General features: G+C 46.7%; 17 protein-coding genes and 2 tRNA genes. 4 read left to right on the plus strand and 15 right to left on the minus strand.

The annotated features are described in order from the left end of the window. Nucleotides 1–35: 35 nt before the first annotated feature. Complete coding sequence (locus Q502_RS08475) at nt 36–1,463, plus strand: HD domain-containing phosphohydrolase (RefSeq protein ID WP_243392446.1); 1,428 nt, start codon at nt 36–38, stop codon at nt 1,461–1,463. Nucleotide 1,464: 1 nt separating this feature from the next. Here Q502_RS08475 and Q502_RS08480 read toward each other — a convergent pair whose 3' ends face one another. The 4 genes from Q502_RS08480 to Q502_RS08495 all read right to left on the minus strand — a co-directional run bounded on the left by Q502_RS08480 (nt 1,465) and on the right by Q502_RS08495 (nt 3,883). Then, nucleotides 1,465–1,821, minus strand: coding sequence for a hypothetical protein (locus Q502_RS08480; RefSeq protein ID WP_099830948.1), 357 nt, complete (start codon nt 1,819–1,821; stop codon nt 1,465–1,467). A gap of 27 nt (nt 1,822–1,848) precedes the next feature. Beyond that, nucleotides 1,849–2,886 carry an L-threonylcarbamoyladenylate synthase gene (locus Q502_RS08485; protein WP_099830949.1) on the minus strand — a complete coding sequence of 346 codons (1,038 nt, stop codon included), beginning with the start codon at nt 2,884–2,886 and terminating at the stop codon, nt 1,849–1,851. A gap of 14 nt (nt 2,887–2,900) precedes the next feature. Next, nucleotides 2,901–3,140: a DUF2905 domain-containing protein gene (locus Q502_RS08490; RefSeq protein ID WP_243392447.1), complete on the minus strand. Its 240-nt coding sequence runs from the start codon at nt 3,138–3,140 to the stop codon at nt 2,901–2,903. Between the two features lie 266 nt (nt 3,141–3,406). Continuing rightward, entirely contained in the window at nt 3,407–3,883 is a 477-nt protein-coding gene (locus Q502_RS08495; protein WP_243392448.1) for a GNAT family N-acetyltransferase, read from the minus strand. Between the two features lie 445 nt (nt 3,884–4,328). Here Q502_RS08495 and Q502_RS08500 point away from each other — a divergent pair. Both Q502_RS08500 and Q502_RS08505 read left to right on the plus strand, forming a co-directional pair. After that, nucleotides 4,329–4,418: transfer RNA gene (locus Q502_RS08500), tRNA-Ser, on the plus strand. 15 nt (nt 4,419–4,433) lie between these two features. After that, a tRNA-Arg gene (locus Q502_RS08505) sits at nt 4,434–4,510 on the plus strand. Between the two features lie 11 nt (nt 4,511–4,521). Here Q502_RS08505 and Q502_RS08510 read toward each other — a convergent pair. The 10 genes from Q502_RS08510 to Q502_RS08555 form a co-directional block, all read right to left on the minus strand. After that, nucleotides 4,522–5,244 (minus strand): PH domain-containing protein, encoded by a 723-nt coding sequence (locus Q502_RS08510; RefSeq protein WP_099830951.1) that lies wholly within the window; start codon nt 5,242–5,244, stop codon nt 4,522–4,524. Then, complete coding sequence (locus Q502_RS08515) at nt 5,234–8,158, minus strand: exodeoxyribonuclease V subunit beta (protein WP_243392449.1); 2,925 nt, start codon at nt 8,156–8,158, stop codon at nt 5,234–5,236. The genes Q502_RS08510 and Q502_RS08515 overlap by 11 nt, the downstream gene beginning before the upstream one ends. Next, nucleotides 8,139–11,216 carry a PD-(D/E)XK nuclease family protein gene (locus tag Q502_RS08520; protein ID WP_099830952.1) on the minus strand — a complete coding sequence of 1,026 codons (3,078 nt, stop codon included), beginning with the start codon at nt 11,214–11,216 and terminating at the stop codon, nt 8,139–8,141. The genes Q502_RS08515 and Q502_RS08520 overlap by 20 nt, the downstream gene beginning before the upstream one ends. A gap of 238 nt (nt 11,217–11,454) precedes the next feature. Further along, the gene (locus tag Q502_RS08525; protein ID WP_099830953.1) at nt 11,455–12,576 is read right to left on the minus strand and encodes a hypothetical protein; all 1,122 of its coding nucleotides are present in this window, start codon (nt 12,574–12,576) and stop codon (nt 11,455–11,457) included. Between the two features lie 31 nt (nt 12,577–12,607). Next, complete coding sequence (locus Q502_RS08530; RefSeq protein WP_099830954.1) at nt 12,608–13,855, minus strand: MFS transporter; 1,248 nt, start codon at nt 13,853–13,855, stop codon at nt 12,608–12,610. Between the two features lie 209 nt (nt 13,856–14,064). Then, complete coding sequence (locus Q502_RS08535; RefSeq protein ID WP_099830955.1) at nt 14,065–15,429, minus strand: TRAP transporter large permease subunit; 1,365 nt, start codon at nt 15,427–15,429, stop codon at nt 14,065–14,067. 10 nt (nt 15,430–15,439) lie between these two features. Continuing rightward, a complete protein-coding gene (locus tag Q502_RS08540; RefSeq protein ID WP_099830956.1) occupies nt 15,440–16,507 on the minus strand; it encodes a succinylglutamate desuccinylase/aspartoacylase family protein in 1,068 nt (355 codons plus the stop codon). A gap of 56 nt (nt 16,508–16,563) precedes the next feature. Then, nucleotides 16,564–17,130 (minus strand): DUF6305 family protein, encoded by a 567-nt coding sequence (locus tag Q502_RS08545; protein ID WP_099830957.1) that lies wholly within the window; start codon nt 17,128–17,130, stop codon nt 16,564–16,566. 22 nt (nt 17,131–17,152) lie between these two features. Continuing rightward, nucleotides 17,153–18,892, minus strand: a complete 1,740-nt coding sequence (gene ggt / locus Q502_RS08550; RefSeq protein ID WP_099830958.1) for a gamma-glutamyltransferase — start codon at nt 18,890–18,892, stop codon at nt 17,153–17,155. Between the two features lie 32 nt (nt 18,893–18,924). Beyond that, nucleotides 18,925–20,046, minus strand: coding sequence for a succinylglutamate desuccinylase/aspartoacylase family protein (locus tag Q502_RS08555; protein ID WP_207759770.1), 1,122 nt, complete (start codon nt 20,044–20,046; stop codon nt 18,925–18,927). 410 nt (nt 20,047–20,456) lie between these two features. Between Q502_RS08555 and Q502_RS08560 the strand changes: the two genes are divergently transcribed. Continuing rightward, on the plus strand, nt 20,457–21,398 hold the full coding sequence (locus Q502_RS08560) for a hypothetical protein (protein ID WP_133117347.1): 942 nt from the start codon (nt 20,457–20,459) through the stop codon (nt 21,396–21,398). 1 nt (nt 21,399) lies between these two features. On the opposite strand, the gene Q502_RS08565 is transcribed toward Q502_RS08560, so the two are convergent. Then, nucleotides 21,400–22,674 carry a fasciclin domain-containing protein gene (locus tag Q502_RS08565; protein WP_099830960.1) on the minus strand — a complete coding sequence of 425 codons (1,275 nt, stop codon included), beginning with the start codon at nt 22,672–22,674 and terminating at the stop codon, nt 21,400–21,402. Nucleotides 22,675–22,879 lie beyond the last annotated feature (205 nt).

The following is a 22,879-nucleotide window of genomic DNA, read 5'->3' on the forward strand; positions in this document are numbered from 1 at the left end:
ATATGATCGGAGCATCTACTAATTTGGAGATGAAAATGAGAGATTCGAATTCTAGACAGGATTTAGAGGAAGACTCCCGGTCATGTCTTGACCGCAGTTCCGGTATCGATGCTGCCAGCTACCGTGATCTCTTTTCTCTGGCAAGAAACGGCATTCTGCTCTGCGGTGTATCGAAAGGAGGGAGCTGCACCATCCTCAATGCGAATCCTGCCGCGCTAAGAATAGAGCGTCTTTCAAGAGATGAGCTCGTCGGAGAGGAGTTCGAGCGGGCTATTCTTGGTGCCGCTGATTTCGGAATCATGGATTTGATAAGGGAAGTCAATAGTTCCGGTGTTCCCCTTCACATTAGTCCGAAGCGCCACTCGGATTCGAGAACAGATATCTTGAGAGACATGTCGGTTCACAGACTTAACGAAGGTGTCGTTGCAATCGTTTATGATGACGTCAGCGATTCAGTCGATGCTTGCACGAAGCTGGGAGAGAGCAAACCCGAGCTTGACAGATTGGTTTCCAATCTTCCCGGCATCGCTTTCAGATGTAAGAACGACAGAGAGTGGACCATGGAAGTAGTCAGTAGAGGGATCATAGAGCTCACCGGCTACCGGCCAGAGGAGATTATTGGAAACAAGGAACTATCTTACTCGGATCTGATATACGCCGAGGATAGGGAGATGGTGTGGGGCCTAATCCAGGAGTCCTTTGCAGTAGGCGATCGCTACGAGATAGAGTACAGAATAGTGACCAGGTCGGGTCAGGTGAAGTACGTTCTTGAAAGGGGAAAGGTAGTTGCCGGCGAAAGTGGGGGCGAAGTGTTTGTCGAAGGCTTCATCTCAGACGTTACAGATCTTAGGGTAGCGAGAAGAGAGGCCGAGGTGAATAAGGAAAAACTCGAGGCTACCTTAACAAGCACAATTAATGCGCTTTCCAGAATTGTGGAGATAAGAGATCCCTACACTTCGGGGCATCAGAGAAAAGTGGGGCTTCTGGCAGTCTCGATTTCCAGGAGAATGGGACTTGAAGATAGACTTTCCGAGAACATAAGGATAAGTGGCCTTCTTCACGATATTGGGAAACTCTGGATCCCGTCCGAGATTCTAAGCAAGCCTGGGAGACTCAATTACATAGAGTTTGAGATGATTAAGGAGCACTCTAAGCTTGGCTATGAAGTTCTAAAGGAAATCAAGTTTGATTTTCCGATCGCCGACTACGTGATTCAGCACCATGAGAGGCTAAACGGTTCTGGATACCCTAACGGGCTAAAGGGAGAGGAGATACTTCTGCCGGCAAGAATAATCGCTGTGGCAGATGTTGTCGAAGCTATATCATCGCACAGACCCTACAGACCGGCGCTTGGAATAGAAGTGGCAATAGAAGAGATCACTTCCGGAGCAGGTACCCTTTACGATCGTTCGGTTACGAGGGCTTGTGTCGATTTGCTGGAAGATGGATTCACTTTCGAGTAGATCATGGAGAGGGTATCGCCTCGATGATATTTCTCTTCATGCCAAGAATGGGTATTCTTCTTCCAGTTACAAGCGCCTGATAGGTTCTTCCGACTTCAAGCATCTTGAAGACCTTTGAAGCACCATAGAATCCCTGGCTTTCGGCGTTTTGGATCACGAATTCCTCTCCGGTATCTGCCGTCACTCTATAATCGGATTTTCCGGCTTCGGAATTGTCGACTTTCTCGACCACGGTTATTTCGATCATCGTCACGGCCCTGTCGCCCCAGGTAAAGACGAGGTAGAAAGCCAGTGCAACGATAACCGTTCCCAGTAGGACGAATATCTCTCCCGAAAGATTCTTGAGTCTTTTTTTCAAACTAGCCACTCTCCCCGAGTCTGAATTCTAAGTCCTTTCAATTTTCCAGGCCGCCTTCCTCAGCCTGTTCATGATTGCAAGTCCCACACCTGTTTCAGGGAAGGGCTCGGCAATGATCTGAGAGTATTCCATGTTCTCTTTATTTCTCAGTTCTTTGAAGAGGTTCGAGGCAACCTCAATGAGGTTGTCTCTCGAACCGAGAACGACCTTCTTGACCTGAACGGGATAATAGTCCTTCATTTCTTCAGAACAAAGAACGAGAGACTTCTTTCTTCCAGCCACTATTCCCACCTTTGCGACAACCATTTCGGTCTCTCCTTCGACGAGTATTAATGGAATGTCTGGAGAATAATGTCTGTATTTCAAACCCGGTGACATTGGATCACCAAGATACTCTTTTCTGCCCGAAACAAAATCCGGGACAAGAAGATCTGGAAGGACTCCCTTCAGTTGATCCGGGTCGATAGGGCCCGGTCTCAATAGGGAGGGTCTTCCTCTTGAGAGATCAATAATCGTAGATTCCAGTCCGAAAACCGTCGAACCCGAAAGGATTGTGCAGCTTGCTCTTTCGTCCATGTCTTCGATCACGTGTTCTTCCATTGTGGGACTTGGTCTGCCTGAGAGGTTTGCACTGGGCGCTGCGATAGGAACACCCGAGAGTCGTATCAGTTCTTGGGCCACCCGGTGGGAAGGAAATCTGACGGCCACACTCTTCAGCCCCGCAGTAACGGAGTCAGGTATTTCCTTGCTTTTTTCGAAGATCAACGACACTGGCCCTGGCCAGACAAGATCCATTAGAGCCGAAAAACTTTCGACATCTTGTGATACGATTTGTTTCAACATTTCCATGGTAGAAATGTGAACTATCAGTGGATTGTCCTGGGGCCTGCCTTTTGCCTCAAAAATCTTCATGATGGCCGTCTCATCAAAGGTATTCGCGCCCAATCCATAAACAGTCTCCGTAGGAAAAACGACAACTTCGCCTTTCCTGATTAGTTCAGCAGCCTTCTTCAGAATTGCTTCATCGGGGTTCTCGGAATTCACCCGTAAATATACAGTACCCATTCTTCCTCCGTCGGTTAAAGAAACCTTCTAATTACTCTCCAGAGCCAAAGGGCTCCCGTAATTATAACACTCACTATTAGCCCAGAAGTGATCGGGAGCCACAATTCGAAATTGCTTCTGCTTATGTGAATATCTCCCGGAAGTCTTCCAAAATTCAGACCGACTTTTCGCAGCAGAAATAGAACAAGCGCGACCGTTATACAGACAAGCCCAATTCTGATCAACAGTTTCTCAAGATACTCCAGAAGAATCACCTCTTTGCCTTCCAGATAAATTATAGACCCTTTTCCGGCTCGGCAAATTGAGCGTCCGTGAAGTTGATACCATCCCATAACACGAAAGATGTTGTAGGGTTTTCAAAAAGCCAGACAGTGAAAATACTCCGCAGGCCATCCCGGCAGACCGCACATGAGCGCTCTGCGGTGGGAAGATGAGCGTAAGCTCTAGAAAACCAAATGAGATCCAGAGTTATTGAAAGCCTAAGCGATTCGACTCTAGAGCAGCAACCTGTTTGCACAGTTCATTCCGATTCGTTCAATCTGAACATGAAGTCGGCCGCATCGGTTCTTTCTTGCCAATTCGGCTTTGAGTAGAATCCTCGACGATAGGACTCTTTTGACCTTATGTTTATCAGCCTTATCCTGCAGCAGCCTCTCTTCTTGGATTCATTTACCGCCCTTCTCAGCAGCTCTCCTCCGATGCCCTTTCCCCGCCAGGGTGTTTTCACAAACAACTCTCCAACATAACCTTCGGCGCCTCCCATGAATAGATAAGGCATGAAATGCACGCTGGCGTATCCTGTCAACTCGTCTCCCTCTTCTGCAACGAGAATGAGGTGATCGTCCTTCTCCACACTCCACTGAACCATCTTTTCAATGCTCTTCAAGTATGTTTCCTCTTCAAAACCCTTGTTCTTGAACCATCCGATATCGACGACTATATCCTTGAGTCCAGCAGCATCTCTTAGTTCAACTTCTCTTATCCTCAGTCCGTTCACACTCCTTCGTCATTTTTAGCTCAAGGCGATTATTGCATTGAACATTGATCAATAGCAATCACTTTACTCCAAATTACGAATTCCACTTAAGTCAAGGTACAGAAAGCAGCCCTCCTTAATGATAACCGGTCGCTGCGAATAGAGACATCACAGACTCATCAGGCGAAAAAGCTCATTGGATAAAACTCCTGCTATGATTGTGCCTTTACATTGAAAGATGCGATTACATATTCGCCAGCTTTTTTCTGAACCGAAGCTGGCCCGATCCCTTCAAGCAAATGATCCTCGGGCGGAAAAAGAGAACCGCTCATTTCAGTAATTCAAACTCAAAGAAATGAGATAGGAGAGTTGGGAAACGCTTAACCAGTGTCCTTTGAAGAGGTTTTCAAGACTTGCGTTGCATTGACACCACAACCTCACCGTGATAGAATGAACTCTGTAGGGTGGAGAGATGGCCGAGAGGCCGAAGGCGCGTGCCTGCTAAGCACGTGAGGGTTTATACCCTCCGAGGGTTCGAATCCCTCTCTCTCCGCCATTATATTGTTTATGGGTGCCCGTAGCTCAGCTGGATAGAGCGCTAGACTGCGGATCTGGAGGCCGGGCGTTCAAATCGCCCCGGGCACGCCATTAATCTTTCTTTATAAAACCATTTTCTTTAATTTTTCCATCACATCTTTCGGTTTCGATATGCCATATATGCAGTTTGCTGGGTTTGCAACAAACTCTTTCTCAGTGCTGACGCTTCCCACAAAGGCTCCCCCACGAAGGCTCTGAGTTCCTGCATCGGTCGTAAAGCCTCCCATTACCCCTCTATCTCCCGAACCCATTCCAGAAGAGGTTACAGGAATCACGTGACCAACTCCCATTATGAGTTCGAAGAAGTTTCTCTTTAGCATGACGTTTGTAATGTGTCTGGCGACAATCATATGAGAGTTTGAGCTGAACATTCCGTGGGTAATCTCCACTCCGGCATCGCTGAACTCGTACTTGAAAGATTTCCTGTAAATCTCCACGAAGATGACACCGAGCAGCCCCGCTACGGTGAAAAGAAGTACCGGCCCATTGTCGAACAACGGTTTGAGATCATTGTAGGTCTTCTCGGGGAAAACGTACCTTATCAACCAGCCGGCAGCATTCAAGAGCGCCGGCCAGAAGAACCAGCCGAATCTCCTTCGGGAGAACGCCAGTAGAATTCCTGGAACTACTGTCAAGGCTATCCAGACTGCTATAAGAAAAAGGCGATTGTTTCCGTCTATGCCCGACAGGTCAAAGTTCAGATAGAATATGATTCCTAGAAAGAAATAGTAAGGATAGATGAAGTACCTGATCATAAAAGAGCGACGTGTTGGTTTAAGGTTCATTCGTATCGCCTCCAGCTCTTGAGATCATTTGAAGGAGTTCCGCCTCGAAGCTCACTTGATCTTCAAGTACAATCTTCTCTGCCTTTCCGTCTTTAAGAAAGAGCAGTGTAGCTTCAACGGGGGACAAGAGATCTCTGAGAATGTAGAGGTAGAACCGCATCTGGAATCGGTACTTGTCGATGAATCCGGGACTCCAGTTCGCGTATTTGAAATCTACAATCCTCCACTTTCCGTCCTTCAAGTATAGTTTATCAACAATTCCGATCAAAACATACTTCCCGAACCCATGTTGAAAGTGGAATTCGCTTAACACTCTTTCAGAATCTTCAACTTCCTTGATGATTTGATGTTGGACTAGTCCGGAGAGAACTTTCTTCACTTCAATCAGATCATCGTCGCTGAAGCTAACCCTGTCAACAGAGACCGGTCTTCCTCCATCGATGATCGATTTCAGAGTTAGGGGAAGTCCTTGAACACTTTTCATTCCCAGCGGTTCCAAGATGCTGTGGGCCAGCAACCCGATATTTGCCTTTCGCTTCACGAGGTCAGGGCTTCCCGCATCTGATGCAGTCTCAAACTCTGCTTCGTAGTCAGAAGTTATGAAGGTCGGCGAGAGATATTTGACGTAAGAAGAGTCGGCAACCGGCATTACCGAAGTGATTTCCGGCAAAGAGAATTCAGTCCAGGAGGATCTGTCCTCAAGGGAGGGAAATTCCCCCGGAGAGAACGGTTCGGCTATTTCCTTCAAGAAACTGTTTATCTCGCCGCTTTCCGGCTCTAGCAGAGATCCTGAAAGCAAGATTGACCATGGGCGTGAAGAGTCTCCTTTTCCGTTTAAACTAAGAATAAGCATTTCTCGTGCCCTCGATAAGGCAACATAAAGTGTCCGCTTCTCTTCTTCCAGTTCCTTTTCCTCTTCCTGTCTCGCCAGTCGTCCAATTAGGCCCTCTTCATCTCTGTAGGGCTTATCCTTCGTTATGAGAAATCCCTTCTCATCAAAGAAGAGCCGCTTGCTGGAGTTTCTTTTTTTCCAGTACATGTCGCCAATTACGACAATAGGAAACTCCAATCCCTTCGACTTGTGAACAGTAAGTATCTTGACGCTATCCGACTCTTCTGTCTCGAGAGTGGCTTCAGATTCATCACTTGAATCAACAAACGCCCTTATGTTTGATGAAAGCTCGCGGAGGGAACTACCCATTCTATCAAGGTCCTGGGCCAGCTCAATCAGCTTCTTCACGTTGGCAATCATTCTCTCGCCGGACTTAAGTGTGGCCAGCTTCGCCAGATACTCAGTTTCTTCAACAAATCTCTGGAGAATATCGCTCGGGGAGAGCATATGTTTGAGCTTCCCAAATTTATCTAGCAGCTCCTTCAACTGACCGAATCTTTCATCGTTGCTTTCCTGCAGAACGAAATACAGCGGAACACGACTCATGCCTTGTCTAACCCTCAGAGAGAGCATTTCATCAAGTGTAGCTCCAAAGGCCGGTGATAGCAAGAATGACGCGAGATTGTTGTCATTCAAGGGATCGACGAGGAGATCAAGCCAGGATAGGGGACCGGTTACCTCCGGCCGTTCGTAGAAATTCCTGCTGCCGACGGTGTAGAACGGAATATTCATCTCTTCGAGAGCTGCTTCGTAACTCGAGACTCTGGAAAATGTTCTCAAGAGGATAGCAATGTCTCCGGGAGTTATTCGACGCTTCACGCATTCACCAGACTTGTTTCTGAAAACAATTTCCTCTTCGAGAAGCGCCCTTATAGTCTTTGCCACTCCTATTGAGTCGTCAGAAGTGTCGCTGCTAATTATTCTCACTCTTGAGGAGCTGCTGTCAATTTCGTAAGGGATCGATTCGACGTCTTCCCCATAAACTGAACGAAAGAATTGGCCTTCAGGGTTCTCTCGCATCACTCTCTTGAAAAATCTGTTCTGGAATGAGACAAGGTCAGGATGTGAGCGTCTATTGATCCGGAGATTTTTGACAGCTGCTCCGCTTCTTTTGAAGGTATCCATTGTCTTGTTGAAGACCGAGACGTCTGCTCCTCTGAAACGGTATATGGATTGCTTGGCGTCACCTACGAAGAAGACATTGTTTTTGCCATCGGCCTTGAGTAGTCTGATTATTTCGTTTTGAAGCTCATCTGTATCCTGAAATTCGTCAACAAAGATGTATCTAAACCGATTGCTGTACTTCTGCTGCACATCAGGCATTTTCAGCAGAAGATCTCTCGTTCTGGTCAGGAGTTGATCGAAGTCCAGGAGGCCGGAACCCGTAGTTCTCATTTCGTAATCAGACAGAACTGCCCTGTAAGATTCCGCGAATGCCTTCGAACCGTCGATGATTATTTCGGCATCCGAGCCCAGATCTCTGCCTGAACACTCAACGGGAGAGGGGTTAAGATAGAATGAGTGCCTCTCCCTCGACAATGCATCTTTCATCAATCTGAACGCCTTATCGAGTCCCATCAGCCGAATGAGCGGCTCAATAGATTCCAGGTTCTCTTCGAAGTAAGTCCTGACAACCTTTTCCTCAAGTGAAGATCTCCTCATTCCGTTGATAATCTGAAATCCCGGATCTATGCCCGCGAAGAGGGCGCACTCCCTCAGTATCCTTTCGCAGAAAGAGTGAATGGTGGAGATCCAGGCGTATGAGAGCTTGCTTCTCAAGAACTTCCACTTCCCCGGTTCACCGTGAGAGATCCTGAGATCAAATTCGCTTATTACACGGTCCTTCATTTCTCTTGCAGCCTTATTCGTGAAGGTAATAGCAACCACGTTGTGGACATCAAGCTGCTCGCCAAGCCTGAATGCTCTTTCAAATACCCCGACATACTCCTTAACCAGTGTATATGTCTTTCCTGTACCGGCAGAAGCCGTGACAAACATGTCGCTATTCACTATCTGATCCACCTTCCCTCCAGGTGATCGCTCTCTTGACAGCAGCGAATTTGCAGTTGTAGCACTGGTTTGAAGAACGGATTAACGAGGGTGGAAATCTCCCCGAATAGATTCCTTCGGTTATCTTCCGGAGCCATTCAAAAAGCTCAGACTCCCTAACGATTCTTTCTGTTTTTCTCTTGTTCGCAAACTCCCAGGACTTCTCTTCGTCTGAAGAAATCGTTCTAAAGGCAGATTTGTTAACTACTCTTCCTATCAGTGTCTTGAAAACCCCCCCTGCAACATAGTATCCTTTCTCTTTAAAGAGTTTGTCTGCAACGATAGAATACAGGAGAAGCTGCTTTTCGTCACCGCTGTCGCCTCTTTTGTAGTCTATGAGATACATTGCGCGGCTCGATTCATCGAGATCAAGTCGATCGATTTTGCCTCTCAAGAAGAAATCAGACTGCAGTTCTACCGGTTTCGTATCTCCAATCCCGAAGGCTTTCTCGAAAGCGAAAGGAACGAAATCCCCCTGCATGAAGTTCGGTTTCTTGGATTCTCTTTCAGTAATGTAGTCCCTGAGAATCTCTTTAAGCCTTTCGAATTCAAACCTAAAGACTACCTCGCTATCGTGCATCAGGTGTCTGGAGATATTCTCGGAAAGAGAGCTCTGCCAGTCCTTGGTCTTTCCGGAAAAGAAATCTCTAAGAACGGAATGGAAAATGTTTCCCTCATCGAGGGCTGTTAGCTCAAAAATCCTTTCCAAAGAGACATCGAGACCTACAACGTAGGAAAGAAAGAATGAAAACGGGCAATCGTCGTAGGACTTCAGACGCGAGAATGAGAAGACTTTGCCGACGATCCTGCCTAGGTCTCCTGTATCTTCGACAGACCAGCTCAACTCCCTTCCAAACTGGGTAAGGACTGAATCGAGCGGTTTCAGTGGCCCGAATTCCTTAAGCTCGTTCCATGCTTCGCTTCTGAACAGTCTTGCTGCCGCAATCTTCAGCTCTGATTCACTCATCGATGATCCCAGTTCCGGGATATATCCGAATCTTCTGCCGGCCCTTCTCCCTTCCCGGAGGATTTCACACCCCGAACTCTCCAAAACGCTCTTCAGGTAAGGAGATGGAAGAATTGGTTCACCGTCAACCGTTGACTCGGGCAGAGTAAACCTTACAGACTCAAGTGCCGAACTTACTGATATGTGGAGATTCAGTCTCTGGTGCATCTCCTCATCCAGAAGAAGATCCCTGGGCTTGATCTCCCCAAATTGGGTGAAACTGTACAATGGATTCAAACTGACATGAGGATATGCGCCGTCCACGAAGCCGGCAAACAGCTTGATCTTCTTCTTCGAAAAGCGCGAATTTATCAGCGATTGCACTTCGACTCTGTTTGCTTTGCTCCTCGAAAGAGGGAATTTGTCATGCCTGAGCACAACCATTAGATACCGGTAGTACTCTTGCGGAGAGATCAGCTCCTTGCCCATGAACTTGAGGAGTTTCTCCAGATCTGTAAGAGTGTTATCGAAGAGCCTTCTAACTGCCGCGAATTCCTGCTCCTGCAAATCAATCTGATACTCATCAAAAGTATCTGTCAGTGAGAGTTCCTTCTCCCAGCCAATCAACATTTCACGATAACTTCCCACCGACCTCTTTCTCAAGCTTCTGAAAGGTTCAAGAACGCTGAAAATCTTCTCAATTGCGGGCAGAAGATCGCCTTCAATACGTTCAACGATTCCGGCAAGCTCTTCTGCAGCGCTCAGTTCAAGCTCATCCTCGGCCAATGAGATTATGGCCTCGCGCCTCGCTTCAATGTGATGAACAAGCCTTCCAAGGTGTTCTTGCCACGAGAGTCTTCTCTTTTGGAGCGACAGCCTGAGACCTGCCCTCTCGTATATTATTCTAGACATTGAAGATACATACTCAAGAAATTTCGAATCTATTTCTCCTCCATAACCTGAGTCGCCCATCGCGATGATCTTCTCAGGCGGGAAACCCAGAACAGCAGTCTCTAGAGGAAGAATCAACCTTCTGATCGAGAGAGAGGAGTAAAGCTGCTCATCACCTTCAATTCTGCAGGGAACCCCATACTCGCGGAGCTTTCCCGAGAGCAGTTTTCTGTAAGCGAAGAAGTCCGAAGCGACAACTGAAATGTCGCCCGGTTCGTACCCCGATATAAGCAAGGACTTCACAAACCTCGATATGCCCTCAATCTCCGCAAAGATATCGGGGTAAACGACTATATCGACCGATGCGCAGGCTTGCTTTCCGCATGCGGATGAGAAAAGAGAGTCTTTGAAACTCTCGAATCCACTGGAAGGAGGAGTCTTCTCGAAAAAAATCCTTCTGATCTCAAGTTCGGGAAGATTCTCGCCTATTTCATCTACCGTTTCCAGAATCGAATCGATATTCGAGAACAGGAACTCCTTTCCGGGCTCTTGGGGAACGGTGATGAAGACCTCGTCATAAGCTGGAATTACGGCCTTGAAGAAATGCTTAAGGGCGTGACTGAAGTCGTGGAACCCGTCGAGGAATAAGTACCTGCCGAACTCCCCGCATCTGAGATCCCTTTCGCAGTCATCGATTTGAGTGTAAGCATCGAAAGTGTCAAAAATTCCCTTCTTTGATAATCTGTTCTGAAGCTCGACATAGATTGACTCGAGAATCGCCGACACCTCATCGTCTTCAGAGAACATCTCTCCAAAACCACCGTTTTCCTTTACGTCGTGCACCATTTCAAGCAGATAATCGACGAATACCGGCGAATCGGCGAGTTCTTCTCTTCCGATTTGATCGAGAATATCCCCAATTTCCATTCTTATCAGATGGTTTCCCACATGGATCGATGCCGGATTAAGTGCGCTGAAAAGCTCGACGGCAAACTGATCCATCGCAAGAAATCTGGAAGCGGGAATCGTTCCAACTCTTGAAATAAAGCTTTCTCTGACATATCTGACATGATCTCCGGAAGGACCGACAAAAAAATAGGAAAACGGGTCTTCCCTGTGCGCTGCCTCTAGCTCTTGAAGCATTCTTTCCGTTTTTCCGGAGGCCGAAGGACCGATGAAAAGCGTGATTCTCATATATATCCTCCCACTAGTAAGATTCTATCACCCGCGAAGGAGTGCCGATAAAGAGAGACTGAATTCCGAAATTATTTTCGCAAAGAGATGCTCAGTTCAATCTTGAAGAAAATCAAATCGAGATTCCTTGAGGCAGATTAACTTCTTATTCGATCTGCCTGTTTATGCAGCTCTTGACTCCAGTAACGTGGAAAGTCTTAATGAGGAGTTTCTGGACCTTTGATGCAAGCAGCTCGTTTCAATAGTATTCGATTATCCTCTCAATTGCTGACAAGAGCCTGAACTCATTGCTTTTCTCTTTATACAGCCGTTCTTCAATCCAGTTTCCTCGTGAATCGAAAGCGTATTCGATCCTGAGGTGGAGTTCTCCCGCAATGTATTCTCTGGAGGTAATCAAGCCGGTTGAATCATAACTGTATTCAGCAATCACCACTGTTTCTTCTCCGCAGAAGGCCTCAAGAAGAACAACCTCTCCCTCAGCATTTCTTGAAATGGTTGTCTTGAGGGAGCCCGAGTATTCTAGAGAGACATAGAAGGGCTCCACAGGGAGTGATACCCAGACGGTCCCTTCCACCTCTTCTTCCATTTCACGCTTTTCGACAATTTCAAAGTACCCGTCCGATACTCTTCTTAGACTCTGAACGACTGATCCGCCTGAGAAAGTGTTGATTTTTCTATCGAAAATGAAATCCACATCGCTGATTATCGTTTCTTCGTTCAGAGGAAGCAGGTTGTTTATTGAAAAGATCTTCGAAAGACGAGAGTCGTCATATTCGTAAATTGTCCTCGAAGTAAGCTTGTTTTTTCCATCAAAAACGGATTCTTCCAGAACTCTACCGTCTTCGTCAAGAATGCGGTTGGTCTTTGAAAGAACCGCGCCGAGTTGATTTGTCCTCACTCTGTGTATCTCCCGACCTTCTCGTTCATAAGTGATCTCGACTCTCTCGACCAGTCTGTCTGGTCCCAGAAGCGGAGGCCAGTATTCATAGGTCTTCTCTTCAATGACCCTGCCAGAAGAATCATAGCTGAACTGTGTTTTGGAAGTGAAGTTTGCACTTGCGTTCCTGTAATATCGTCTCTCCAGAAGCAAACCGCTGGCATCGTATGTGTATTCAACTCTGCTGTATTCTTTGCCGTTCATGTGGAGAGCGGTAATCACCGGTCTACCTTCCGGAGAGAACACCTCTATCCTCTTTGTCTCTCTCTTCACTTCTGTCCATTCACCGTTCTTTTCGCCGTAAGAAACCTGAGTGACAATAATCCTCTCAATATCTCCCGCGACCCTCTCGGTCTCTGATGTGAAAACCATTGTGGTTACCAAAAGGAAGAATAAAATCATTGATATGAAGACCTTTCTCAAGACTAATCACCCCCAATAGACTTACTAACGGTTAAGCTTTTTCGCTTTCAACATCTTTGACGTTTTTGGGAGGGTTAAGTTTAACGAAAGCGAAGAGACAGAGCATAGCTGCTCCGGCTATCGTAATTGCCAACCCCACTCCCAGTTTGTCAGCCATGAAGCCAATCAAGGGAGCGAATATCGCCATCAGCAGAGTCTTCAACTGTGATTCTACCGAGAGACCGGAAGCCATCGTTTTATGATCTATGTTATCGCTGATATAGCTAATGTTGATGGGGCGTCTGAAGTTCTCAAGGATGAACAAGAAGAAGAAGATGAGAACGGCCAAGACTTGCAAAGCGAAGATCTGAAAAATACCGCTAAATATGATTAGAACTGCACCGAAAATGTAGGTGTAATTTAGCGCTCTCGCTTCATTTCCAAACTTGCCGCTTAGTTTTCCAGCGTTTTTGGATGCATAGCTAGTGGCAATGTAGATAACGAAGTAAACTACGCCTACGATTACGGACGTCCTCTGTTCTGCGCTGAATGCTATCATTATTGGTAATCCGAGAGCCAGGGCCTTGAGGATCGGCTGAAGATATTCCTTTACGACTTTAAAAAACGCATCGTAAAGAGAGGAATTCAGCACCCCTTTGAGAGCGTCTCCATTCCTAAAAATACCCAGGAAGGCTTTTATCGTTTCTCTTTTTTCTCCGGTTCCCAACTCGCCGTCAAGTTCCTTGGGATAGAGCATCAGGTTGACGAGATTGGCGGCATAAGGAAGGACAGAAGCGAGGAATACTATCTTGTAGCTGCCCGAGTAGAATACCAGAAAGGCGGCTATTAAAGCATTGATCGCCGATCCCAACTGTGATGCCGCTCGAGTCGCTCCGTAATAATGAACCTTCATGTCGGTCATCCCATTGATTCTCAAGTATTCCAGTATCATTGCTTTGTGAGTTCCGGTTCGGAAAGCCTCCCCGAATGCGAAAGCTATCATGGCTATCATATAGACATAAAAACTGGGAAAGAAGTAAAAGACAATGAAGGACGAAAGATAGGACACCATCGACAGCACCATAGATAACCTTCTTCCGTACAAGTCGGCGATAATTCCAGTTGGGAGCTCAAGGAAATTCGTGGCCACCTCTCTCACGGAAATGAGAGTTCCTATCTGGAGAAAGGAAAGTCCCATCTCCCTGAAGAACAGTATCAAGAATGGATCAAAGAAACGAAGGTTCTTCAGAAAACCGTACGCAGCGAATCTGTAGAATTGACTGTCTCGTTTAATCTGCAACTACTACTCCTCCCGAAGAGTTTAGCTAGAGAAATTATACTCTGGAAAAACTCTCCGGGTAAGGAAGCCCTACTTAATAAGAAAGATTCTTAAGATTAGCGGGATGAGTATCATGGCGCTCATGACCCACTCCCATTTCTTGGCTGTCTTGTAAGCCGAATATATTAAAACAGAAGCAAGATACACTGCAATTGCAATATATATAAATGTCACGACACTGGCATCTCCTTTCTCTTATCTACTAGAAGAAGCGCAATCGCAACGATTACAAAACCAGCTATTAAAACTGGATAGAAGTACCAGCTGTTTGCGAATCTTCCTACCGCGTTTGAGTAGATTATAGTAATGGTAGCGAATATCATCGTAATGAAAAAGGCCGGCATCGAGCTCAGCCAGATCTTGAAATAGTTCTTCTCTCCGACCACATGAGCGGCGAATATGCCGGCAAGGGCAGTTGGCGGCACCATATCTCCAAGGCCGGCGAGCAGAGAGAGAGCCGAACAGACGACGATATCATTGTTGCCAAGAAAGGCAAGCAAGAAGGGAACTCCAAGCACTGAGGCAGAGCCATAAGAAGAAACAGCACCAAATGCCGGAATGCCAAGAGCGATTCCTGCCAACAGAGCTCCTTGCGGAAGGCCATTCAGGAAGCCCACAATGAGACCGCGGACGCCGTTCAGCGTCATGATCTGAATAAACATTCCCACACCGATTAGTATCGAAAGAATACCAAGAGAGTTCTGTATGGCCGATATCGAAATCTTAAGGAGATTGCCCTTTGCTCCCGTTATGGTCGCTACTATCGCGGAGAGCATGAAAATCAGGGGTAGACCGAGAGAGAATCCCCAACTAACGTTTTCCAGAACCATAAGTATTACCATAAGAATCAGCGGCAAGTAGACTGCAAAGCCCTTGATTGGTTCCCTCTCTCTAGTTTTCCTGAATTCCTCGAGATCGACCGGCTTTACCTGGCGGGCTCCAATAATGAGCGAGGTGACAATTGCCAGTGGGAAGGTCATCAGAAGAAGAGGGGTGGTGAATCCAATATAAGGCATGTCGACGCCCTGACCGATGATCATTGCGGGCAAGTTTATCGGAGGTGCAATCATGCCATAGATTCCGCTCATTGCGATTATTGAACCAGCTCTTCGCTTGCTCAATCCGAGACTCTTCAGCACCGGGAAGGCAATCGCACCGGTAGTAAGAACTGTAGCTGTTGACGACCCGGTTATCATACCGGCAATCATTATGAAAAAAGTGAGCAATACGAGAAGAAAGGTTGGTTTCTTGTGAAGGGCGATCGTCATGTTTCCTGCAATTGTATTTAGAAGGCCCGACACTTTGATTGACTCCATAAAAATCATAGCAGAACCAATAACAAGTATGGTGTCAATGTAACCAAAACCACCTTCGACGAGATGCCTGAGAGGGAAGAACTCCCCAAAGGCGATCGAGCCCGCCAGCGCGGAGAACATCAATGAAACGGAAATAGGGATCTTAATAACAGCCAGACCCACAAACGTTATCAGCATTACTAAAAAATACCAGACTTCAGGCGTATAGATGACATTCACCCCCGGAAATTCAGTTCAAGTAAGAGAATATCCCGTTTTGCATGACTTCTTCATAAGACGGAAGATTTTCGACTTCAATCGTTTCACCTATCATCATTTCGTAAGCACCAAAAAGAGATCTTATTATCTGAAGCTGTAAACCTGCCCTGTGGCTCAAAGGATAGTCGGGATCGTTGATAACGTCGTATCTATCTCTCCATGAATCCTGTCCGGGATTTGGTGTCTCCGAAAGGAATGAAAGCGAACCAGTTGCGTCACGGATTTCAAGGTGACTTAAGCCTCTGAAGGCCCTGTTTGATTCTTCGAGCTTCATTGAAACACCATAGAAGGCTTCTATTTCCATAATCGCTACTGCTCCGATTTCAAGAGCATCGGGATGACAAACCAGTGTGTAAGCCAGACTGCTGCCGGACCGCTCATTTCCTTTGCTGTCGATATAGCTGTCAGGCGTTCCACTCTCATGCATGTCAAGATTGAAATCGACGTTCTCGGTTTTCACGAGCTGGATTATTGCGTAGGCAAGCTGCTGAGTAGGATTTCCGTCTGCAACTCCCGGATACTGCCTGTTCAAATTCCTGGATTCCGCCCCATCGTCGAGAGTGAAATCAGACTGAGCATGTTTGAAGATCTCAGGATCAGGAATGCCCTGATCAACCGGATCGGTTCTTCTGTCGCCATACACCAAGAACCTTTTGCCGGACCTGCTTTCAATAGGTATAAAATGAGGTGCCTTTCCCGTCTCGTCAGGTATTGAAGCCGCGCTGATATTTGAAAAGGGAAGTACGATTACCCTGCCTTTCGTAACTGTAACATTCTCTATGAAGACTATCGCTGCGGTTGTGCCCGAAATCTCTCTAGCATGGGTTCCTCCCATTAGAAGAAAGGTCGGTCCTTCGATGCCGCTGTCCATGAAATACACGGGAGTATCCATATTCGTGTTTCGCAGCGGAGAGAAATAGTCAGATAACCAACCGATGTCGGTGACACCGTATCCGGGACGCACATCCGGTCTGAAAAAACTTCCGAAGAGTGCAGAAGTTAGAAATAGAGCCACAATCAAAATTGCTTTTATTCTCATTAGTTTTCCTCCAAAGAAATAAGGGGCGCAAGAACGCGCCCCTTCTATTCATATTGCTATTTGCCGAAGTATTCGGCCAGTACGTCTTTCAGGTCAATTGTCTTCTCAAAAGTTGCCAGGGGAACTCCGGCCTCTTCGCTGAACGATGTGAAGAAACCGTCTAGATCGGCGTCTGATTTTACAAAGTATGCATCTGCAAAAGGTGCGAGTTCGGTGACTATTCTGTCGGAAGACGGACCCCTTCTCGATTCGCCTTCCAGATTGCAGATAACTACTTTCACACCTCTTTCTTCAGCCGCTTCGGCGAGTGACTTCACTCTCCGGATCTCTGCCTCGATATCTATGTTGGCAGCCCCAAGGCCTTTTCCGCTGGCTCCAACGACCAGCACGAGGGTCTTGAACTGAGAAATGTCCACGGTCTCTACGCTAAGAAGCTTTTCAAAAGTGTATTCCAGCTTGATCATCTTTGCAACCACTGTGAACTGAAGCGCGCCAGGAGATTGCCCGGCCGAAGTAACTGCAACTGGTTCTTCAAGAATTAACTGCTCTTCGGTTCCCTCTGCAGCAAACCCTAAGAGTGCAAAAAAGACAATCAGTAGTGCCGTAATCAATAGCCTTTTCAAATCACATCATCCTTTCTATTTCTCAAAATTCCGGTGCGGAAGCAGATCCTAATCTTCTTATGGAGCCGGCTCCTATCATCAAACCGTTTTCTTCAACAGAAACAAGATTCGGCCCGCCAAAGAAGAGATCGGGGTATGAATATACATTCAGTTGATGTCCAAGAACCTTTTCGAGGAAGTCAAGTGTAGTCTGTGGATAGCCTTCTTCAATTCTAAGATCCTTGTAAGTTGTGTAACCAACGAACTTGGGCGTTCTTATTGCCTGATCCACAGGCATGTTGAAGTCTATAAGGTCAACTGCCAGCTGAACCATGGTGGATATTATTCTACCGCCTCCAGGTGTACCGATTACCCAGCGAACCTTTCCATCCTTCTGAATTATTGTCGGACAGATTGTCGTTCTCGGTCTCATTCCCCCGGTAAGGTTGATGACGTCTCCTTCTCTGTATGAGGAGGCAAAGTTGGCCATCTCATTGTTGAAAAAGAATCCTTTGAAATAAACGCTTGTACCGAAGAAGCTCGAGATCGTCTGGGTCCAGGCAACGGCGTTTCCGTCTTTGTCAACAATAGAGAAATGGGTTGTCGATGGCGATTCTTCCACTCCGCTTTCATTAGCGGCTACCGACTCGAGAGCTTCGAGTAGGACCTCTTCATAAGTTGATCCATCTGCAAATGGGTAGGCGTCTCCCTGATAGTCATAGTAGGAAGCTGGATCGAAGGCCTGTGACAGATCGATCGCCATGAATCTTGTTTTGGCATATTCTTTGCTCATGAAGGCTTCATAAGGAAGATCGTAGAACTCCGGATCGCTTATGTAAGCTCTTCTGTCGACGTCTCCAAGAACCAGCGCCTGCTGAATAATATGAACTGCCAGAGGATCGTCCCAGCTCATTGCGGGAAGATTGTAGTTCTCAAGAGTATTGAGAACGGCAATAAGCTGAGGGCCGGAAACCGGCGGGTGCGGAACATAAAAATCGTATCCCCTGTAAGTCCCGTGAAGCGGCTCTCTAACGATAGCCCTGTACATCTCGAGATCCGATTTTCTCATAAAACCGCCGACTTCAATCATGAACTCTTCTATCTCATCTGCGAGGCTTCCAGTGTAGAATGTATCGATGCCTTCCTCTTTTATCCTTTCAAGAGTCTCTGCCAGCTGGGGATTTGTGAATACTGACCCGGCTTCCCAGACAAAACCCTCGTTCAAGAAATCGAAGCCGTTTTCGAGAACAAGTTCGTACTTGTCGGAAGTAGTCTGGGCGAACGTTTGGTCGACTATGAATCCATCTCTTGCAAGGTCTATCGCGGGCTGAATGAGATCTGCCAGAGGAAGTGTTGCTCCCAACAGCCAGGCTTCCTTTATTCCGGCAAGGACTCCGGGAACACAGGCTCCCTTTGGAGTGTAATTGGCTTTGCTTATCGTAAGTCCGAGCTCGGAAAGAGCTTCGTAAGAAGCTGCCATCGGAGCTGCACTCCTGAAGTCGATAGCGAATTTGCTTCCGTCGGCCATTGTGATCACTGCATAGCCTTCTCCGCCCAAGCCGGATGCGTAGGGTTCGACAACGCCAAGAGCAAAACTCACGGCAATGGCAGCGTCAACAGCGTTGCCTCCCATCTCGAGAATCTTTGCGCCTACTTCGGCTGCGTAATTGTTGACTGCAGCCACCATTCCATTGCTTGAGGCAACAGTCGGAGCAGTCACGGTAGCAAAAGAGGCCGTGAACGTGAAGGCGATAAGTGTAACGAGCAATACTACTTTTTTCATTCTTTCCCCTCCAATCTAGAAATGTGTGTTTCTCATGAAACTGGATTAAGATAAGTCCCCAGACCATCAACCAGCCCCTCATAGGGCGGAATGTCCGAAAGAAGGATCATCCTCTCGGGAAACATCATGTTCCAGGAATCGACTAGAACTCTTATTGTTGCAACATGTCTCGCTACTCTGAGATCAAGAGGATAACCTGTTTCGTCATATGGAGCGAACAATTTCCCATCTTTGGAAGCCTGCAAGTAGAACTTGTCGATCCCTTTTGTCACGAGATCTTCCGTTGTCTTTCCCCGCAGTCTTCCCTGTGAAGGATTTGATACTTCTAGAAGAACAACCTGAGCATCTGAATTATCCCCGATCTCTCTGTGAGTAAGCCCTCTGAGATTGATTGGAGACTCTTCAAGTCTGATGTCGATGCCTTCCATCTCAAGCATCATCTGAGTCATAATTGCCAGTTCTGCGGAATCCTGGTGAAAGACGATTGCATTGTTTACAGGGTACTCTGGCGAAGACTCATGTAGATCGCAAACCAGATCTATTTCCTCTTCGAGCACTAGATTCATAATAGCGGCTGCCACCTTTTCGGTAGAATAACCGTCTTCTCGTCCGGGGAAAGTCCTGTTCAAGTTCGATACTTCTCCTCCTCCAAGCGTAGCGCCTGTCGGGTGCAGGTAAATAGTAGGATCAGGCCATTGAGAGATAGGATTAGTCCTTCGAGAGCCAAATCTGAATACTCTCTCAGTACCGTCCGGCAATTCTATAGAAAAGAACTGAGGAGCTCCCTCCATCGCATCGTTGTGGGTGAAGGCGCTATGGTTGGAACGTGGTATTACGTATATAGTGCCCGAGATCGCAGACACATTCTCGACGAAGACTACGGCCGCGAGAGTTCCCCCCGGTTCGTTCGGATGTGTTCCGCCCAAAAGGAGGAACTTGCCGCCCTCTTCAGAACCCTTGATAATGTACACTTCCGTGTCCAGCATGGTTCCTCCAATCGATGGCAACCACTCGCTCAGCATTTTTATCTCGGTTACACCATTTCCGGGAACGATAGGTGGGTCCTCCCACATTGCCGTGAATGAAAAGGCCGAGAGAATCACGACAACCACAACAGAAGAAATGAATATCAAGAATTTGAAGTGTCTTTCCAAGTATACCAGTCCCTTCTGCCTCGAAGAAACCCAACTCCGTTTGCATTTCGCATATCTACAAGAACTCAGCAAAAAGCTCCAGTTAGAGGGTCGCTGAATTCAATCGGGTATCTAGGAGGCTTGTAAATGATGGTACGATATAATCATTATACTACTGAATTCTGTGCAAGGAGGACTTTGAAAAAATGTCAACCTGTTAATAATTTCAAAGCAATAAAAGTCTATACATCCAAACAAACGCATGTAGTCTAATTTGCTCTCGTTATTATGATCGAATAACCATCGGATTTCTCATTGAAGATCAAAGACTTGTGTTTGATGATCCTTTGAAACTTAACTTGCCGTTGGGGAGTTGATTTCGCTTAAGAACAGTGGTTCTGGGAGTTCTTGCGAATTATTCGGAGCTTGAGATGAGATGGCTAGGTTTTTCATCACTTGTATTTATGACCCTTCTTCTGTTTGTTCAAACAGCAGTTTCATCGCTGGATTTCGAGATTATCATGGTGCCTTTTCTTTCGATAATCGTTGTCGGATTCGTATGGGAGGCTTTCAGAGAGTTTCCCTCCAAACCTTCATCTGACGTAAGCCTTATGGGATATGTGACCTCGCTGGTTTGGGTTAGCGCAGGCACACTGACGGCGTATTTTGTAAGCATTTATCTTGGGCTTGGAGCGATAGTGGCCGCAGCGCTCGTTGGTCTTGTTGGTGCTGCGCTAGTTAAGGACCACGCTGTTGAAATCTATTGCGGGGCTTTCGTTGGAATGGTCTCTCCCGATGTTCTTCACGACTTAGGACACATAGTTTTGGCAGGGGTGATCGCAGGAACAATATACTTCATCGCCAGGGACGTCTTTGAGGGTTATGGGGGAAAGCTTGGGGCAATAGCGTTCAGCAGCTGGATAATAGTTTCTACAAGCTCTAGATGTGAACTGATTGACGTACTGCTCGAATTTCGTCACTTCGGGATAAGTATAATGCTCTTCAGCCTGGCTTCAGCAGTACTGACGTATGTGTTGTCCATAAGACTGAAAAACGGTCCCGTCGTTGCATCCAGCCTGGTGAGTCTACTTGGAGGGTTGCTACTGCCTGCATTTGGAGCCGAAAACGCGGCAGAACTGGCGGCCGTTGTGATGGCTGCCTCCTTTGTCGGTATGTCTTCCAGAGAGAAGTTAAGGAGCGAAAAGGCAGTTCTTTTCAGTGCGCTGATTATGGGAATAATGTTCATATATAGCGCCAATCATTTTGGAGGAGCCGGAGGAAAGCTTGGAACGCTCGCTTTTGGAAGCGCGGTCTCATCGAGGGGACTGGTATCCCTCGGAAAGATGATTATCCGAAAGAGAGCTGTTAACTAGACTAGTGTTCAATTATTAAGGGAGATTCGATTACATGGATTACTCCGTCTCTGCACAGAATATCTCTTTCGATTATCGGGATTCCGTTTACGGTGGACTGATCACTTATCCTTATGTTCAAGGGCTTTCCATTAGCTGCAAATAGGGTCTGAGCAATCCTCAGTTCAGAGTGTAGATATTCGTTTGGAATGATGTGATAGGCTAGCAGTTTCCCCAGGGATTCTCGGTCGCTGTAACCCAGCTTAAGATCCTCTTTAAGATTGATGAGTGCCTCATTTGGTACAGCAAAGACGGTGATACGATTTTCCTCGTTTGATTGATCATCGAGATCCAGATTTTCGAGAAGTGTCGTCATGAGATCGAATCCCTTTTCTTCAAGACCCTCCTTGATTGATGGCAGGGTTCTCCGAGAATTCCGTGGGAACATCACATGATCGATTATGTGTATGATTCCGTTTCTTGCTTCTATATCGCCCACGATTATCAGGGTGTCTTGAATGCCCAACCCGGATTCAGTTACTTTCACCTCAATTATCTCCCCTTGTAGCGATCTCACTTCGTTTTCAAGGATCAAATCACCAGTTGTGAAGAGACCTTTTGATATGTGATAAAGAAGCACCTCACTTAGCCATTCCGGGTCACTCATTAGAGCTTCCATTGTTTCACATGGTATTCTGGCGAAGGCAACATCGCTCGGCACGAAGATGGTTATCGGACCCTCACCTTTCAAAGCATCCACAACGGCCGTCTCTTCAAAAGCAGACACTGCCACGTCCAGTATTCCTGTATTCCTCATTACCTGGGCGATGTCGGGCTCTTCACGGGGAAATATCACAGAATCTATCACATGAATTATGCCATTCGATGCCTGGATGTCCCTGACCACTATTGTTGAACCGTCGACTCTTATTCCACCTCTTGCGTCGATTCCAAGGGTTTGACCGAGAAGCGTGTCGATCTCGGGTTTCTGAACGATAACTTGAGATGTCATTTTGCCGCTAACAATATGATATAGAAGAACTCTCTGTGAGTAAGAGGCATCAGCTGAAAGCTTCTCGCCAGTTGCAGGGGGAAGCTTAGCAAAAGCTCCGTTAATGGGTGCAAACAGAGTGAATGGCCCTGGGCCTGATAGGAGAACGTCAAGCCCTGAGGACTCGACTTTTCTTGACAAATCACTAAGCTCTTCAGTTTCACGCAGCATCGAAAGAATGTCGTTTTGCCCAAAAACAATTAGCGATGAAATCACTATAAGAACAAGAAGCAAATTCCTTACCATCACTTCACCTCCTCGGCCGAAAACCGAAGATTGTACCCATAGGAATTGTACAACGAAAGCCGAATTTCGATTAACGATTTTCGGTGTAGTAAAAAAACGGGAGACGGGCAACATCGACCCGGCTCCCGAAGAATTAAGCGAGGCTACTTCTTTGGTGTCTCTTTCTTGCCTTCTTTTTTTGCTTGCTTCTTGACTTCTTTCTTCT

Origin of the sequence: Mesotoga sp. Brook.08.YT.4.2.5.2., from assembly GCF_003351125.1 — a bacterium.
In the GTDB taxonomy this organism is placed as follows: Bacteria; Thermotogota; Thermotogae; order Petrotogales; family Kosmotogaceae; genus Mesotoga.